This window comes from Sorangium sp. So ce836, assembly GCF_028553905.1.
GTDB classification, from domain to species: Bacteria; Myxococcota_A; Polyangia; order Polyangiales; family Polyangiaceae; genus Sorangium; species Sorangium cellulosum_D.
Genome location: NZ_CP102233.1, coordinates 1,723,237 through 1,740,249, shown reverse-complemented (window position 1 = coordinate 1,740,249; position 17,013 = coordinate 1,723,237). Strand labels below are relative to the sequence as shown.

9 protein-coding genes are annotated in these 17,013 nt (G+C 75.5%); 3 read left to right on the top strand and 6 right to left on the bottom strand.

The window, feature by feature from the left end; translation table 11 throughout:
- Positions 1–101 precede the first annotated feature (101 nt).
- A complete protein-coding gene (locus NQZ70_RS06455) occupies positions 102–863 on the top strand; it encodes a YdcF family protein (protein WP_129573426.1) in 762 nt (253 codons plus the stop codon).
- An 89-nt stretch (positions 864–952) separates the two neighbouring features.
- On the opposite strand, the gene NQZ70_RS06450 is transcribed toward NQZ70_RS06455, so the two are convergent.
- From NQZ70_RS06450 to NQZ70_RS06440, 3 genes are all read right to left on the bottom strand, one after another.
- Positions 953–2,077 carry a glycosyltransferase family 2 protein gene (locus NQZ70_RS06450; protein WP_129573425.1) on the bottom strand — a complete coding sequence of 375 codons (1,125 nt, stop codon included), beginning with the start codon at positions 2,075–2,077 and terminating at the stop codon, positions 953–955.
- 177 nt (positions 2,078–2,254) lie between these two features.
- Positions 2,255–4,714: a peptidylprolyl isomerase gene (locus NQZ70_RS06445; protein WP_129573424.1), complete on the bottom strand. Its 2,460-nt coding sequence runs from the start codon at positions 4,712–4,714 to the stop codon at positions 2,255–2,257.
- 2 nt (positions 4,715–4,716) lie between these two features.
- Entirely contained in the window at positions 4,717–5,406 is a 690-nt protein-coding gene (locus tag NQZ70_RS06440) for a YdcF family protein (RefSeq protein ID WP_237245093.1), read from the bottom strand.
- A gap of 327 nt (positions 5,407–5,733) precedes the next feature.
- Here NQZ70_RS06440 and NQZ70_RS06435 point away from each other — a divergent pair, with 327 nt between their 5' ends.
- Positions 5,734–6,555, top strand: a complete 822-nt coding sequence (locus NQZ70_RS06435; protein ID WP_237245092.1) for an MBL fold metallo-hydrolase — start codon at positions 5,734–5,736, stop codon at positions 6,553–6,555.
- 91 nt (positions 6,556–6,646) lie between these two features.
- Here the strand turns inward: NQZ70_RS06435 and NQZ70_RS06430 are convergent, their stop codons facing one another.
- Positions 6,647–7,474: an RNA polymerase sigma factor RpoD/SigA gene (locus tag NQZ70_RS06430; protein ID WP_129573423.1), complete on the bottom strand. Its 828-nt coding sequence runs from the start codon at positions 7,472–7,474 to the stop codon at positions 6,647–6,649.
- A gap of 516 nt (positions 7,475–7,990) precedes the next feature.
- Between NQZ70_RS06430 and NQZ70_RS06425 the strand changes: the two genes are divergently transcribed.
- The gene (locus NQZ70_RS06425) at positions 7,991–9,874 is read left to right on the top strand and encodes a S41 family peptidase (RefSeq protein WP_129573422.1); all 1,884 of its coding nucleotides are present in this window, start codon (positions 7,991–7,993) and stop codon (positions 9,872–9,874) included.
- 6 nt (positions 9,875–9,880) lie between these two features.
- Here NQZ70_RS06425 and NQZ70_RS06420 read toward each other — a convergent pair whose 3' ends face one another.
- Together NQZ70_RS06420 and NQZ70_RS06415 are read right to left on the bottom strand one after the other, a co-directional pair.
- Positions 9,881–14,104, bottom strand: a complete 4,224-nt coding sequence (locus NQZ70_RS06420) for a DnaJ domain-containing protein (protein ID WP_129573421.1) — start codon at positions 14,102–14,104, stop codon at positions 9,881–9,883.
- Positions 14,101–16,926 carry a serine/threonine-protein kinase gene (locus NQZ70_RS06415; protein ID WP_129573420.1) on the bottom strand — a complete coding sequence of 942 codons (2,826 nt, stop codon included), beginning with the start codon at positions 16,924–16,926 and terminating at the stop codon, positions 14,101–14,103. The genes NQZ70_RS06420 and NQZ70_RS06415 overlap by 4 nt, the downstream gene beginning before the upstream one ends.
- Between the last annotated feature and the right edge of the window lie 87 nt (positions 16,927–17,013).

Here is a 17,013-nt window from a genome sequence, read left to right as displayed (position 1 = left end):
GCGTCCGCCCCACACCTTCGCGGCGCGCCCTTTTCGCTCGCCTCGCCCCCCGACGACGGCATAGATAAAGCGCGCCGAGCGCCTCCCCGGCGAGCCTCACCTTGTCCATCTCCCGCCTCGTCGATCCGCTCCTCGTGCTCCTCGTCGCCGCGGGCATCGGCCTCGCGCTCTCCGGCGGCGGCTGGACGTACCGCGCGCGCTGGTCGAAGGTCGGGCGGGCGCTCGCGTGGAGCGCCTGGCTCGCGCTGTGGCTCCTCTCGTTGCCCGCGGTCTCCACCGCGATCTCGCGCCGGATGAGCACGGCGCCGAGGGACCTGCGGCCGGAGCTCGCCCAGAGCTCGCCCGAGCGGCGGGTCCTGATCGTCCTCACCGCCGGGATCGACGCCGACGAGTTCGGCACGCCCGCCCTGGAACGGCAGACGGCGGACGGCATCGAGCGCGGCATCGGCGCCGCGCGGGTCTACCGCACCTACGGCTTCGGCCACGTCATCGTCTCGGGGCGGGACCTCCGGCGCGCGCCCACCGAGCTCGCCGGCGCCATGGCCGACCTGCTCGTCGAGCTGGGCGTGCCGAGGAAGAAGATCATCCTGGAGACCGAGTCGCGCGACACCCGGGAGAACGCCCTCCACTCCGCCCGGATCGCGCGCAGCCTCGCGCCCGACGCCGTGGTGCTCGTGACGAGCGCGCTCCACATGCCGCGCTCGATCCGCATGTTCGAGCGCGCGGGCCTCGACGTCCTCCCCGCGCCGGTCAGGTTCCAGGCGCCGCCGAACGAGGGGCCGGGGCGGCTGCTGCCGTCGTCGCTCGCCCTCCTGCGAACCCACCGCGCCGTCCACGAGCTCGTGGGCCTGCTCGAGCCGTAGCCCGCGCGAGCGCGGCGAGCGGGCCGCGAGCGCGCGGGCCTGCTCGGAGCGCGGCCGCGTCGATCGCGGCCGCGCCCCCGCGCCTCACGCTACCAGGTGACCTTCTGCGAGCCGCGGACGTAGCGCCACAGGCCGACCACCGCCGCCGCGTTGAGGACCACGAACGTGCGCGCGAGCGCGCCGAGCTTGCCCGCGGCGCCCCCGAGCAACGCGAGCAGGTAGAACGCCGCCTGGCCGCCGAACAGCGCGCGCGCCGCATAGAGCGTCCACGACGCGTCGCCGCTCGACTCGGCGCCGACCCACGCGGCCGTCGACGTGAGCACCAGCGCGACGAGCGCCCAGGGGCACACGAGGCGAAGCAGCTTGTGAGAGAAGATCTCGAACCAGGACGGGTTCCGGAACGGGACGAGCAGCGCCGGGAGCAGCGAGAAGAGCTGGTAGTTGCCCGCCAGCGTGCGCACCTTGCGGCCGAACTCGCGCTCGTCGCCGAAGGCGTCGTCGTACGCGATCGCGTCCTCTGCGAAGAGGATCGAGCGGCCCTCGAGCCGGAGCCGCATCGGCACCCACATGTCGTCGAGGATGACGCCCTCCGGGAGCTGGCTCATGTCGGCGCGGCGGATGGCGTAGATGGGGCCGGTCACCCCGACCATGCTCCTGAACCGCCCCTCCTGGAGGCGGATCCAGTTCTCGTAACGCCAGTACGCCCCCGAGCCCGCCGAGCCCTTCAGCACCAGGTTGCCGGAGACGCAGCCCGCGCCGGGATCGGCCAGGAGCCGCACGAGCGCGCGCAGCGCACCGGGCACGAGCGGCTGGCGGACGTCCGTCATGAGCAGCACCTCGCCCGTCGCGACCCCGAGCATCGTATTCACGCCGATCGGCTTGCCGCGCCGCGCCTCGCTGACGATCACCTTCACCCGGGGGTCGCGCTCCGAGAGCTGCTGGGCCACGCGCACCGTGTCGTCGGTCGACCCGTCCGAGTAGAGCAGGACCTCCAGCTTGTCCCTGGGATAGTCGAGCGCGAAGAGGCTCTCGACCTTCGCCGGCAGATACGACGCCGCGTTGTAGACGGGGATGCACGCCGTCACCGTGGGGACGTAGCTCGGGTCCTCCTTCCGCTGCGCGGGCCAGAGGCGCGCCAGGATGCCGATAACGATCGGGTACCCGAAGTACGTGTACACGAGCACCGCGACGGCCAGGAAGGAGGCGATGACCACGCTAAACTGTAAAGCGCCGGTCGGGGGCGCTTGTCAATCGACATGGATGGACGCCGCCGAGCCCCAGCGGTTCGCGTTGCTCGCGCGTCACGCGACGCGCGCCATGTCGAACGCGTCGCGCGTCGCGCTCCGATGCGTCGCGCGTCGCGCACGATCGGTGGCGCGCGCCGCGCGCGATCAGTCGCGCACCTTCACGCTCCGGATGACGTCCCCGTCCACGAGCGCAGCCCACGGCCCGGCGGCGACGCCGACCGCCGCGTACTGGCCGTCGAGGTGCGGCGCGCGCGCGTGCATGACGAAGAGCTGGCTCGATCCGGTGTCGCGGCCGGCGAGGGCCACGCCGACGCGCAGCGGCTCGAACGGGACCGGCGACGTCTCGCAGCGGAGCGCCGGCCTGCCGGGCGGACCTCCGGCGCCGTCGCCGAACGGCGCGCCGAACTGCGTGACGAAGCCGGGCACCACGCGGTGGACGATCTTGCCGTCGTAATAACCGGAGCGCGCGAGATCCACGAAGCGGGTCACCGCGACCGGCGCGAGCGCTGGGTCGAGCGTCATCGTGAGCTCGCCGGCGTCCGTGTCGAACGTCAGCGCCGCCGGCGCGCGCGCGAGCGCGGAGGCCTCCGCCGGCAGCTCGCCGGCCGGCGGCGCGACGGCCGGCCGCCCGGCGTCGCCCGGCAGCCCGGCGTCGCACGCGATCTTCCGGCCCCGGAGCACGCCGAGCGCCGTCCCCGCGCGCGCCCGCGTCGTGGGGTAGCTCGAGCGGCAGAGCTCCTCGATCCGCGCCTCGGCCTGCTTGAGCGAGAGCGCCCCCGCCGCGTCGATGACCGCGCCGATCAGCTCCGGATCGTCGCGCACGCCAGGGCGGTCGAGGAGCGAGAGCAGCGCGCCCTCGATCGCGGGCGACGTGACCGCGGCGGGCGCGCCCTTGTCGTCGAGCCGCCGCTTGCGCTTCCGCTTCCCCTGCGCCGGCGCCTCCGACGCGCGCTGGGGCTGCCGCGCGATGACGTCCGCCGCGGCGGCGACGAGGCCCGGCTCCTCCGCGGCGAGCGCCTTCGCGAGCAGGTCGGGCGCGCCGGCGATCTCCTCGTGCGAGGCGATGAGATCGATCGCGGCCTCCCGCGCGCGCAGATCGCCCGACCCGGCGTAGGCGCGGTACGCGGCGAGCCGCGCGCCCGTGATCGCCTCGCGGCCGATCACCTCGACGACCGCCCGGGCGCCGATCGAGCCGCGCACCGGCGCGGCGGCGTCCGGCTTGCTCCCCGGATCCGGAGGCGCCGTGACGTCGCAGCCGAGGAGCAGCGGATCGCGGTAGTTCGCGCCGGCGAGGAGCTTGGCCGCGCCGCAGCGGAGCCACGCGACGCGGCGGAGGATCGCCGCGGGCGCGCTCGGCGGCGGCGGCAGGGCGGCGAGCTCGCGGAGCGGCTTGCGCGCGGCGCCCGCGGAGCCGAGCGCGTCGAGGGCGGTGAGCAGCACGCCGAGGTCCTCGCCCACGAGGCCCGTGAGCGCGATCGGATCCGCGCTCGGGACGAGCGCGGGGAGCGCGTCGGCGAGGGCGCGCTGGCCGGGCGCGCCGAGCCGCTTGAGGGCGCGCGCGGCCTCGGCGCGCTCGCTCGCGGCGAACACGCCCCGCGTGCCGAGCACGCGCGCGAGCTCGGGGGCGGCCGCCTCCCCTGCCCGGCCGAGCGCGCGCACCGCGAAGAGCCGCGCGTCGCCCGCCTCCGCGAGCCGCGCGGCGGCGACGTCGCGGATGCGGGGGATGACCGTGAGCGGGACGTGCTCGAGGCGCCCGATCGGGTAGAGCGCCTCCGGGACCGGCGGGCTGGCCGCGCTGCCCGAGGCGAGGTTGAGCAGCGCGACGAGCGTCTCCTCGCGCAGCTTGAGCTTGATCGCGGCGAGATCTCCGAGCGCGTACGCCGCGTGGATCGCGCGCTCGCGCGGCCCCTCGAGCCACGCGACGAGCGTCGGCTCCGACGCGTCGGCGCCGCACCGCCCGATGGCCCGGGCGAGCGCGCCGCCGGCGTCGAGCCGCGGCGCTCCCGCGGGGGCGCCGGCGCTCGCCGACGCAGCGGCGCTCGCCGACGCAGCGCCGCTCGCCGACGCAGCGGCGCTCGCCGACGCAGCGCCGCTCGCCGACGCAGCGCCGCTCGCCGACGCAGCGCCGCTCGCCGACGCAGCGCCGCTCGCGGACGCGGCGGCGCCCGGCGCGGCCGCCGGAGCCGGGCGGGCGTCGCGGGCGAGGGCGCGCGCGACGAGCGCCGAGACCGTCTCCGCCTCGTGGCCCTTGCACGAGAACCCGAGGCCGTAGGCGGCCCACGCGATCACCTCGTCGTCCTCGTCGGCGAGCGCGCGCGCGAGCCCGGGCCGCGCCGCGTCGCCGCCGATGCGCGCGAGCGCCCGCGCGGCGGCGCGCCGCACGTCGACGTCGCGGCTCTGCTGATCGGCGGCGGTCACCTCCAGGGCGGCGCGGCGCTGCTCCGCGGCGAGGAGGGCGTCGAGCCGCGCCTTCGCGCTGGCGCTCGGGGCCGGCGCCGCCGCGGAGCTCCCCGCGTCCGGCGCGGGGCCGGGCGCCGGCTGCCCGGTGCAGGCGGCGAGCGGCAGGAGCAGAGCGAGGAGCGAGGAGGGTCGCCGTCTCGGCATGATCACGTCTCACCCCGGCGCGCGCCGTCGAGCAGCCAGTCGGCGCTCTCGCAGAGGATCTGCCGGCGGCGCATCGCGCGCGCGTCGAGCCACATCGAGACCACCTCGTGACCGCGCAGCCACGCGCGCGCAACCATCGGAGCGCGCACGTGCGGCGACGGCAGCGCGCAGGCGTCGATCCCGACCTCGCGGAAGTTCTGGAGAGCCCTCGCCATGTGCCAGGGGCAGGTGACGATCGCCGCCCGCCGCGCGCCCATGCGGCGCAGGAGGGCCGCGCTGAAGATCGCGTTCTCGTGCGTCGTCAGCGACCAGAGGTCCTGCAGGATGGCGCGGGCCGGGACGCCGGCGCGCAGCAGCTCGGCGGAGAGCACGCGCGCCTCGATCTGCGCGCCCCAGCGCCGCCCGCCGCTGGCGATCACCCACGGCGCGACCCCGTCGCGGTAGGCCTGCGCCGCGCGCGCCGCGCGGCGCGCGCCGGGGGCCGCCGGGCGCCCGGACGGGAGCATCCTGCAGCCGAGGACGACGATGGCGTCCGCGTGGAGCGGCATGCGCCCGACCATAGCCCATCGGCCGTGGCCGTCGCGCGTCTGCTGCGCGGGGCGGGCCCTGCCCTCCGGCCGCCAGGACGCCGCCGCGGCCTCCCGCGCCGCCGCCACCCACGCCGCCGCGTCCTCCTGCGCCGCCGCCGCCACCCCCGCCGTCTCCCGCGCCGCCGCCCGCCGCCGCCCGCGCCCTCCCCGCCGCCGCGGCCTCCCCCGCCCCGCCTGCGAGCCCCCGCGCCGCCGGATCCAGGCCGTAACGTGGCCGGCTTCCTGGCGCTTCCGCGGCCTGTCGCTGCCCCGCCGCCTACCCCGCAACTACATTGGCGCCGTGCCCCTGCTCCCCCGGCCAGGTCTCCACGTCTGCGACCTTCCTTGCTCCCGGTGCACCTGCCGGCTTGACGCTGCCCGCGCTCGGAATCTAATAGCTCTACCTTGAAACGGGCGGGGTTCAGCGAGCGAGGCAGGATGCGGATCAAGATGTGGGGGGTTCGCGGAAGCATCCCCACGCCCGGTGCAGGCACGGTCGAAGTCGGCGGCAACACGAGCTGCTACGAGATTCGTGCCGGTGAGACGCTGGTCATCCTCGATGGCGGGACGGGGCTCCGTCTCCTCGGCCAGGATCTGGTCAAGGAGATGCCCTTCGAAGCCTGGATGTTCTTCAGTCACGTGCACTGGGATCACATCCAGGGCTTCCCGTTCTTCACGCCCGCGTTCGTGCGCGGGAACAAGATCCACCTCTACGGCGGCCTCAACGTCTCGCGGACGCTCGAGGAGACGCTCGCCGGGCAGATGGACTACCCGAGCTTCCCGGTGCACCTCACGGAGATGGGCGCGGCGATGACGTTCCGCGATCTCTACGAGGGCGAGGTGGTCACGATCGGCCCGAACGACGACGTGCGCGTGACCAACGCGCGCGGCAACCACCCGAACGGCGTCTACGCGTACCGCGTCGAGCACGAGGGGAAGGTCGTCGTGTACATCACCGACTCCGAGCACTACGCCATCGTGGATCCGAAGCTGAAGAAGCTCGCGATGGGCGCCGACGTGCTGATCTTCGACGCGATGTACACGCCCGAGGAGTACGCGGGCGAGGTGGGCGGCGGTCCGAAGACCGGCTGGGGCCACGCCACGTTCGTCGCGGGCTGCGAGCTCGCGAAGGCGGCGGGCGCCAAGCAGCTCGTCCTGCACCACCACGACCCCAACCAGACCGACGCCATGGTGCGCGAGAAGGAGATGCGCGCACGCGAGCTCTTCCCGAACACCATCGCCGCGCGCGAAGGCACCGTCATCGAGATCTAGCGCGGCGCCCCGCCCGCCTCGTGGCGGGCGCCGCTCGGCGCTCTGGAGGAGGCGGCGTCGCTCGCCGCCCACCCCGAGCGCTCTCTCCGGATCAGGCGCTCCTGGCCATCGGCTCGCGGGTGATCTCCTCGATGCGCGCGCGCATCCGCTTCTTCGCGCGCTCCTCGATCTGCCGCACGCGCTCCTTGCTGACGCCGAAGTCGGCGCCGAGCTGCTCGAGCGTCACGGGGCTGTCGGTCAGCCAGCGCTGGTTCATGATGCGGCGCTCGCGGGGCGACAGCTCGCTCACGACCTTCTGCAGCGCGCGCGAGAGCTGCTCGCGCTCGTCGGCGGCGCACGCCTCCTCCTCGGGCGTGTGCGAGTTCGACGCGATCCGCTCCACCGGGGCCACGCCGTCGTCGCTCGGAGAGCGCTCCAGGCTGACGTCGCGCGCCATGAGCAGCGGCAAGAGCTCGGCCGCCCGCTCCTCCGACAGGCCGCTCAGCTCCGCCAGCACCGCCGGGTCCTTCTCGTGCGTCTTGCGGTAGATGCGCAGCGCGCGGCGCTCGCTCTTCGACGAGCCGAGGCGCACGATCCGGTACCCCCGCGCCACGTGCTCGCGGATCTCCGCACGGATCCAGTAGGCCGCGTAGGTCGCCAGGCGGCAGCCGCGGTCCGGATCGAAGCGCTCCGCCGCCTTCAGGAGGCCGATGTTCCCCTCCTGCACGATGTCCTCCATCGGGAGCCCCCACCGGCGGTACTCGAGCGCGATCGTCATGACGAACGGCAGGCACGCCTCGATGAGGCGCCGGCCCGCGTCCCGGTCACCAGCGCGCCAGCGGAACGCCAGCTCCCGCTCGGCCTCCGGGCTCAGGGTGGCGTAGTTCGCGAGCTCTGTACGATAAGCCGAGAATGCCGCACGATCCCAGGTGGTGCTCATGGTCCCTTTGTTCTCCGCCGCGCGCCGATCAAGGAGGACGTGGGTCGAGAGACCCGTGCGAGCCGGTGGGCGGCACCCGGCCAGATGCAGGCTCGATGCCGGGATAAACCCTACGAAATCGCCTTTTTTTGCGCTGGAATGCGCAACGTGTTCGGATCCCTGGAGGGACGCGAAAGCTTTGCGGGAAAGCGAAGGAGCACGGATGCGCGGCGCTGAGCGCAGATCCACGGCGCGCGAGCGGCGAATGAGAACACGATGTTGCGTCCAGGTTTCGGGCTTGGGTCGGGCCGCCCGCGCGGACGGCATGGGCAGCGACCGCGGGGCCGTCCGCGCGACGCTTGCGCGGATGACCGCGGTCGCCCTTGCGCCCGCGGCCCGCGCGCCGATGACCGCGGTCGCCCTTGCGCCCGCGGCCCGCGCGCCGATGACCGCGGTCGCCCTTGCGCCCGCGGCCCGCGCGCCGATGACCGCGGTCGCCCCTGCCCGCGCGGCCCGCGTCGTGATATCCGGAGAGCAGTGAGGACACGCGTCGCGAGCTCCGTCGCGTGCATCGCCGCCTGCCTGGCGACGCTCGCCTTGCTCTCGCGCGAGGCGGAGACGCCCCTGGCGAAGGCGCGGCGCGGGCTCTCGCGGCCCCTGCTCCACGCCCTCGCGCCGGACGACGAGGAGATCGACGGCGTCGGCTGCGACCCGAACGCCCTCGACCGCGGCATCGCGGTGCCCAGCGGGGCGCCGACCTCGCTCGGCTGCGAGCAGGCGCGCGCCATCGTCGCCCAGGCCCGCACCACCCTGGCCGCCCCGCCGCTCCGCATCGATCCCGCAAAGTTTGCCGAGGCGACCTCCGACTGGCTCGATCCGCACGGGCTGTGGTCGGTCGCGCCCGACGCGCCCGTGGGGGCGGCGCTGCGGCGGGAGGCCGCCGAGCTCCTCGCCGATCTGCAGGCGCCCGTGGGCAGCGGGCCGTGCTCGGCGGCGCTGCGCGTGGGCCAGGAGCTGTCCCGGTGGTCGCGCGAGCTCGACGGGATCTTCGACGAGGGCTTCCGTCGCGGGCTGGCCCGCCCGCCCGCGACGGCCGCCGAGGCGTGGTCGCTGATCGCCGCGGCGCCGTTCGAGGACGGCGAGGTGACGCGGAGCGCCCGGGATCTCGCGCGCGAGCTCGGCCGGGAGGTCGGCGCGCTGCGCGCGCACTTCGGGGAGCCGCTCGCCCGCTACGCCGACGCCGTGCGCGAGCGCGCGGCGCCCTCGATGAGCGACGAGGGCTGGGCGCGCACGGTGATCGCGGCCGCGGTGCGCGCCTACGTGCCCCAGCTGGACGCCCACGGCGCCTGGGCGCCGCTCGAGGAGGAGGTCTCCATCTACGACCTCGATCTCGAGGCGCACCCGCCCGCCCGGCTCTGGCAGGAGATGACCCGCACCGCGATCGGGGTGCGCATCGATCGCGGCGCGCTCGCGCCGCTCGCGGACGGCGACGTGGTGATCCGGATCCAGGATCTTCCGATCTCCGGGATGAGCGTCGAGCAGGCCGAGCAGCTCGCCGTGCTCGCCGACGTGCGCCCCGGGACGACCGCGCGCGTGGCGCTGCTCCGGCGCGGCGCCGCGGCGCCGCTCGAGCTGAGCGTGGCGCCGCACCCGATCGGGCCGCAGCCGGCGGAGGCCGCGCCGACGGAGCTGCCGCTCGATCTGGTGCGGTTCGGCGACGGCAAGGTCGCGGTGATCGCCATCCCCGACGTCCCCGACGACCTCGGGGACCGGGTCGCGGCGGCGCTCCACCGCGCGCGCGCGCAGGGCGACACGCGGGGCGTGATGCTCGACGTGCGCGCGAACGGCGGCGGCTCGACCGACGGGGCGATCGCCGCGCTGGGGCTGTTCCTGCCGGGCGTGCCGCTGTTCCCGATGCGGCGCCGCGACGGCGGCGTCGAGGTGGAGCGCTCGCCCGACGTGCCCTCGGATCGCGGGTGGAGCGGGCCGCTCGCGGTGCTCGTCGACGGCGACTCCGCGAGCGCGGCGGAGATGATCGCCGGCGCGATCGGCAGCTACCGGCGCGGCGTGGTCATCGGCGATCGCACCTACGGCAAGGGGTGCGCCCAGGAGTACCTCGACGACGACGCCCACGTCGGCGTCCTGCGCCTCACCACGCTGCTCTACGCGCTGCCGGACGGCGCGCCGGTGCAGAAGGTCGGCATCGTGCCGCAGGTGCAGCTCTCGCTGCCGGCGACGAACGAGCGGGAAGCGCGGGTGGACCGGGCGCTCGGCCCGTGGCGCGGCCCCGACGTGCGCGATCTGCACCGCGTGCGCGAGGTGCCCTGGCCGGCGCACGCGGGGCGGGTGGGGCCCTGCCGCGACGAGACGATCTGCCGCGCGCTGCGGTCGCTCGGCGCCGCCCCGGCGGCGGCGCGCTGACCCGCGTCAGCGCTTCCAGAACTTGCCGAGGAGGCCGCCGGTGGGCGTCGGGTCGCTGGTCGTGCGGCTGCGCATCTCCTGCACGCGCACCTCGCGGATCGCGTCGAGGTTCTTCGGGTTGATCTCGGCCGCGAGGCGGAAATCGCGGATCGCGCGATCGATCCGCCCCGACCGCTTGAGGAGCATGCCGCGGTAGAAGAGCGCCCGCTCGTAGCGGGGCTCCTTCCGCAGGACGACGTCCAGCGTCTGGATCAGGTCGTCGTAGTGCGCGCTCGTGGCCCCCTCCGCGAGCGCGGGCGGCTCGCCGCGCCGCTGCGCCTGGATCCAGACGAGCAGCGTCATGTACTCCGGCTGCTCCGGGTCGGCGTTCAGCGCGCGCCGCGCGCGGATCTCGGCGCCGGCGAGGTCGTTCTTCTTGAGCAGGATCTCGGCCTTCTGGAACTCGAGCGCGGCGTCGACGACGCGGGCGATCTTCTCCTCGTCCTCCGCGGGGGGCGCGGCCTCCTTCGGCCCCTGCAGGTACTCGGCGCGCCGCTTTGGATCGCTCAGCGTCTGGTAGGCCTCGCTGATGCGGGCGAACACGCGCGCGACGAGCGGCTTGACGTCCTGGAGCTCCGCCGGCGTCCGGTCGGGGTGCCACTGCTTGGCGAGCGCGAAATAGGCGCTCTGCACGCGCTCCGGGGGGACGTCGTCCGCGACGCCCAGCATCTGGAAGAAGCTCTCGCCGTCGATCGCGGCGGCGCGCGCCTCGATCTCGGCGCGGCGCGCGGCGAGCTCGGGGCTCAGCGCGGCGCGCGGTGGCGGCGGGAGCTCGGAGGCAGGCGCGGCGCCCGCCAGCGCTGGCGACGCGCCCGCCTGCAGCCTCGCGGGCTCCGGCCCGCGCGGGGGCGGAAGCGGCGACGCCGCCTCGGCCCGCCCCGCCCGCGCAGCCCTGCCCTCCGCGCCGACGGCCGCCATCTTGACGGTGGGCGCCTGCTGCATCGGCGGCTGCGCGCGGGGCCCGGCGAACGCCGGCGCGAGGGGCTGCTTCGGGACCTTCGGCTCCGCGCCGCGGGGCGCGCCGCCCGGATCGCCGCCGGCCGCGCGCGGATCGAAGGGCGCCGCCGGGCCCGGGAGCGCGACGCCGCGGCCGTCCGGCGCCACGGACGGGGGCGGCATGGACGACCGGCGCGGGGCGACCGGCTCGGCGAACGGCAACCCTGACCGCCTGCTGGACGGCGCCGGCGCGTCGGACGGCCGCGGCGACGCGCGGCCGTCCGCCTCGCCGCGCGCCGCGCGCGGCGAGGGCGCCGTCGAGCCCGAGGTAGGGCGCGGCGACCGCGCCGCCGCGGCGGCCGGGTCGCGCTGCGCCTGGCCCGCGTCGGCCGGGGCGGCGCTGGCGGACCGCTCCCGGCCGGAGCCGGCGGGCGCGCCGAGGCCGACGGGGCGCCGGCCCGGCGCGCCGAGATCGAGGTGCCGCGTGATCGCGAGCGCGTAGATCGTCAGCCGCACGACGCGCTCCTGCGCGACGCCGGCCCCGACGAGATCGGCGAGCGTCATGCGCCGCGTGCGCAGGAGGTCGACGACGGCCGCCTCGTCGCGGTGGAGCTGGAACCGCTTCATCTCGGCCTCGACGTGGAGGCCGAGCTGCCGGCTCTGGATCCGGTCGAGGGTCGCGTCGATCAGCGGATCGTCGGCGTGGAGCCGGACGCCCGCCATGATCACCGCGAGCGGCTCGCACCCGATGAGCTCCGGGCCGCCGTAGGACGACAGCAGGTTCTGGCCGTCGTAGTAGGCGTAGCGCGTGTCGGGCGGGAGATCGTAGAGCGCGACCAGCTTGCGCACGAGCTGCTCGCGCAGCACGGCGAAGACCGTCTCCCGATCGAGCAGGCCCCGGGAGACGAGCAGCCGGCCGTGCAGCACCCGCCGCTTCGTGATGTCCCGGAGCGTCTCCCGGAGCGTCGCCTCGTCGAGGAGGCCGAGCTCGAGGATCACCCGGTCGAGCGGGGCGATGATCGTCCCGGTCCAGATCTTCGCCGGCACGCCGTCGCTGAAGAAGATGCCGTGGCGGACGCCCTGGGGGTCGATGAAGCACGCGGTGCCGGTGAGGCGCCGGTCGAGCATGTACACGAGCAGGTGGACGAGCGGCGTGCGCGCGAGCGCGCCCTCCGCGGTCGGCGGCTCGCCCGGCAGCGACAGCACGGCGATGGGGCCGGCCATCGCCGAGGGCGGCAGCTCCGACACCGGATCGCGCTCGCGCCGCGATGGCTGCTCTCCCCAGCCGCGGGCGCGCAGCGCGGCCGGCCGCGCGCTCTCCTCAGGGACCTCGTCCGGATCGCTGTCTGTCTGCACCGACCACGACTCCTCTCCGTGAGCGCCCTGCGGGGGCGAGTACGGGTCCGCCGCCGCGGCGGGCTCCTGCGGTGGATCCGGCCAGCGCGCGGTGGTGCGCCCGGGCCGCAAGGTGGGCGAGAGCCTGCCGGACGGCGCCGGCGGCAGATCCGCGAGCATCCTGGCCTCCGCGCCGCCGTCGTCGACCGGCGCCGGCGACGCGGCCTCGGGCGGCGAGGCGGGCCCGCGGCCGGCGTCGCCGGGCCGCGGCTGCGTCCTCCGGCTCACCGGCGAGCTGGTCATCGGCAGCGTCGGCGACGAGGGCCGCGTGATCGGCTGCGGCGGCGGCATGCGCAGGTTGGCGAGCGGCGACGCCGGCGCCTGCGCCGAGCGGCCGGGCGGCTCTGCAGGGATCGTCGGCGTCCTCAGCGACACCTGCGGCGCCTCCTGGACGGCCGCGTGGGCGCGCATCGACGCGGCGGCGGGGTCGTCGCTGGTCGCGACGATCCGGCGGATGTGCCGCGTCGGCTCGCCGTGGCGAGGCCGCTCGGCGAGATCGACCTCGAGCGCGCGCCCGATCGGCCCGCCGGAGGCGTCGAGGACCAGCCGGACGCGCGGCTGCGAGTAGCGGGCCGGGTGCGCCGGCGTCTGCACGACCAGCGCGACCTCGCCGGTCGAGAGCTCCACGAGCGTGCCGGTCGGAAAGATCCCGAGCGCGCCGACGAGCAGCCGCAGCACCGCGCGGTCCGCCGGATCGGTCGCCTCCTGCTCGAGCTTGGCGATCGCCTCGTCGGCGGAGAGCGGCGCCTCGCCCGGCGCGGGCGTCAGGAGGTCGTTGAAGGCGCGGGCGGTCGCGAGGATGCGCGCCTGCAGCGTCGGCTGGCGGAGGCCGCGGTAGACCGGGCCGAGCGCGGCCTGACGGCGCACCCAGTGCGCCTCGTAGGCCACCACGGTGCGCATGACGCTGGGCTCGTTGACGAGGCCGAGCGCGGTCAGCACGACCGCCGTGCCGGCCGGGACGTCCGCGTCCTGCTGCTCGCTCAGCTGCGGGACGAGCCCGCCGCCGCCGCTCCGCGCGACGCCGGTGAGCCGCGGCCGCGCGATGTCGAAGAGCAGCGCCGCCATCGAGAGCCGCTGCAGGAGCACGACGTCGCCCGTGATCTGCCGGGCCATGGCGAGGCTCAGGATCGCGGTGTTCACCGCGCGCCCGGCGTCGTCGTGGTTCTGGTTGCGGAGCGCGGTGACGCCGAGGAACGCCGGAGTCTCGTTCGCGGAGAGATCGACGAGGCGCTGCGTGATGCGCTTGACGCCCTGCCGCAAGACGTAGCGGCCCTGCCGCAGGTCGTCGTAGAACCGGCGGAGGATGACGATCGCCGTCGCGTAGGTCCGCACGATCGCCGACGTCTCGTCGCCCTCGCGATCGACCGCCACCTCGCGGCGGAGCACCTCCTCGTCCACGGCGCGCAGGCGGACGCGCGGCGCCGGGCGATCCGCGAGCGCCGGCTTGGCGCTCCGGAGGGCCTCGGCGAGCGCGGAGGCGAGCGCGTAGAGGTCGCTCGCGCGGACGTCCTTCGCGATCCCGATCTCGGAGTAGCCGCAGCGGCCCAGGATGTCGCCGAGCTCGAGCGCGCCCTCGTAGACGGCGCGGTTCGCCTTGAGGAGCTGCCCGGAGACGAAGACCGAGCCGCGGGTGAACAGGATGGAGACGTTGTGGCCGGAGCGCTGGCCGAAGTCCTGGACCAGCGAGACCGTCTCCTCGACCTGCCGCACCATGGCCTGGTTGTCGATGGCGTGCAGCGTCGAGAGCTTCACCAGCCGGAAGAGCGCCTGCACGACGCTGGCGGCGAGATCGCGCGCCTGCTCGCGCCGGATGTTCTCGGACACGTTCTGGCTGATGACGTCGACCTGGGGAGCCGTCACGGGAGATCTCCGACCGTCGAGATCCGCTCGCCGAGGCGGCCGGCGATCGCCTCGGCGGCGGCGCTCGCGGCGTCGCGCAGCGCCTGGCTGTTCCAGGGCCGCCGCTTCGAGGCCGCGAGCGCGGCGTCGAGCGCCTCCTGGGAGCGCGCCTCGCGGCCGAGCAGCTCGGCCGCGAGGCAGCGGGTCTGCTCCGCGGCGTCGTCCGCGAGCAGGCCGTGCCGCTGGAGCAGCTCGACGGCGACCGACTCGCCGCGCGCCGGGTTCAGCGTGTAGAGCGCGCCGAGGAACTCGCGCCGCTCGTCGAGCGTGAGCTGGTGGAACGAGCTGTCCTGCACGCGGCGGACGAGCAGCGGGCCGGCGGCGCGGACCTGGTGGTGCGCGAGCGTGCGGAGCGCCGCGACGCGCACCTCCGGCGGCGCCGACTCGGCGAGCGAGAGCAGCTCGTCCCGGATCTGCTCGGGGCTCGTGGCGAGGTGGGCGATCGCCTCGCAGCGGAGCGCCGCGTTCGCGCACCCGGAGAGGCGCCTCAGCGCGCCGAGGGCGCCCTGCGTCCGCGACGCGGCGAACATCTTGAGGATCGGGCGGGCGACGTCGAGCTCCAGGGTCATGAGCGCGTCGACGACGCCCTCCTCGTGCCCGGGCAGCGTGCGCTCGAGGTGGCCGAGGAGCGCGCGGCGCAGGGGCTCGTGGCCGACGTGCCCGACGACCTCCATGGCGACCGGCAGGGTTTCGCTGCCGAGCTTGTGCAGGATGGGCGCGAGGCGCTGCGCGACGAGATCGAGGTCCACGGGCGCGGGCTGCGCCGCGCCGCCGGGGGTGCCCGGCGCGACGACGCGCGTCGCCTCGCGGAGGAGCAGCCGCATCGTGTCGGGCGGGAACATGCCCCGGGCGAGCTCCGTCGCGAGCGCGCCGCCCTGCTGCCTGGGCGCGAGCGCGTCGAGCGCCTTCTCCAGCGCGTCGTGCATGCCGAAGAGCACGTCGAAGCGGCGCGCGAGGATGAGGTCGCGCGCCGAGGCGGCCAGCGGCTCGGCGACGAGCTCGACGTCCTGGTAGCGCCTCGCGTTCAGGAAGGCGTCCGCCACGATCTCGACGAAGCGCTCGCTCCAGCGATCCGGGCTGAGCACGAGCTGCGTGCCGAGCGCGCGCTGCGCGACCGGGTCGAGCGCGAGCGCGCCCGCGGCGCGGCGCGCCGCCCGCAGCGCGGCCGCGTCGGTGTCGATCACCATCGCGGCCGCCTCGGCGCGGTTCGCCCGCTCCTCGGCGGCGCGCCGGGCCATGCTCTCGACGTCGTCGGCCTCGTGCCAGAACTGCTCGCGATCGGCCGCGTCCCCCTCGGCGAAGACGCTCACGACGTCGTAGCGCACGTGCTCGAGGCGGCGCTCCCACAGGGCCGCCGCGACGTCGTCCTCGGGGGCGAGGTCGCGCAGCGGATCGAGCAGCAGCACCTCGCAGAAGGCGCGCAGCTCTTCCTCGGTGATGCCCGGGAGCAGCTGCACGCGCCGCACGCCGGCCGCGAAGAGGTTGTACGGGACGAGATCGAGCGGGTGCTGCGGCTCCCACACCGTCCGCCGGCGGTGCTCGAAGGCGTACGGCGTCAGCGCCCAGTGGACGAGGCCCCCGTCCGCGCGCAGCGCCTCCACGATCGCCTGGAAGGTCGCGCGGAGCTTGTTGTCGGCGTCCGGGTGGCGAAAGCCGTAGTGGCGCACCGCCGGGAGCAGCCGCTCCAGGCGGCGGAACACCTCGGTGAGCCGCGCGACCGCGGGGTCGTCCGGCTCCGCTTCCGCCGGCTCTTCCTGGGGCGCGGGCTGCTCCGGCGGCCGCATCCCGACGGCCGTGGGGGACTCGTCCGGCGGGGGGCGCCCCGTGCTCGGCGGCGCGGGGCGGCGCGGGACGGACGCGCCGAGCTCCTCGAGGAGGCGCAGCACCTCCTGCCGCATCTGCGCGGCCGAGTCGAAGCGGTTGCGCCGATCCCAGGCGAGCGCCTTGTCGACGAGGCCGATGACCGAGGCGGGCAGCTCGGGCGCGATCCGCGCGAGCGACGGGGCCGGCGTCGTCGCGGCGAGGATGAACGCCTCGTTGTCCGAGCGGCCCTGGTGCAGGCGCTGCCCGCTGAGCACGGCGTACAGGGTCGCGCCGATCGAGAAGAGGTCCGCCCGCCCGTCGACCCCCTCGGTCAGCCCCATCGCCTGCTCCGGCGCCATGAACGACGGGGTCCCGAGCGCCGTGCCCGCCTTGGTCTTGTCGCCGGGCGCGCCGCGCAGCCTCGCCACGCCGAAGTCGAGCAGCTTCACCACGTTGTCCTTCGTGACGAAGATGTTCGCGGGCTTCAGGTCGCGGTGGACGATGCCCTCGCCGTGGAAGCTCTCCAGCGTCTGGAGCACCTCCCCGGCGATCCAGAGCGCCTCGGCGACGGGGAGCTTCCGGCTCTTGCGCTTCCAGAGCTGCTGCACGGTCTCGCCGTCGAGCAGCTCCATCACGAGGAACGGCTCGTCCTGCTCGGTGATGTCGTCGTCGAGGATCGCGACCCGGCCGGGGTGATCGATCTTGTTGGCGACGTACCCCTCGCGCAAAAACCGGTCGCGGATGCCGACGTCCCGCGCGAACTCGGCGTGCAGGATCTTCAGCGCGGCGCGCGAGCCGTTCCGGTGGGTGGCGGCGTACACCGACGCCATGCCGCCCACGCCGAGGAGGGCGTCGATCCGCCACTTGTTCTTGAGGGTCATCCCGACGCGGGCGCGCGCCCGCTGCTTCTCGTCCGGGGCGTCCGAGACCTCCGAGGGAGGAGGGATGACGGACTCGGGGATGACGCCACGTGAGGTCATTCGGCCACCGGAAGGCGGGAAATCGTATCACCTCCGCGCCCTCACCAGGTTCCGGATTTCGGGGGGCAGGCGGTGCGCCTTACCGTT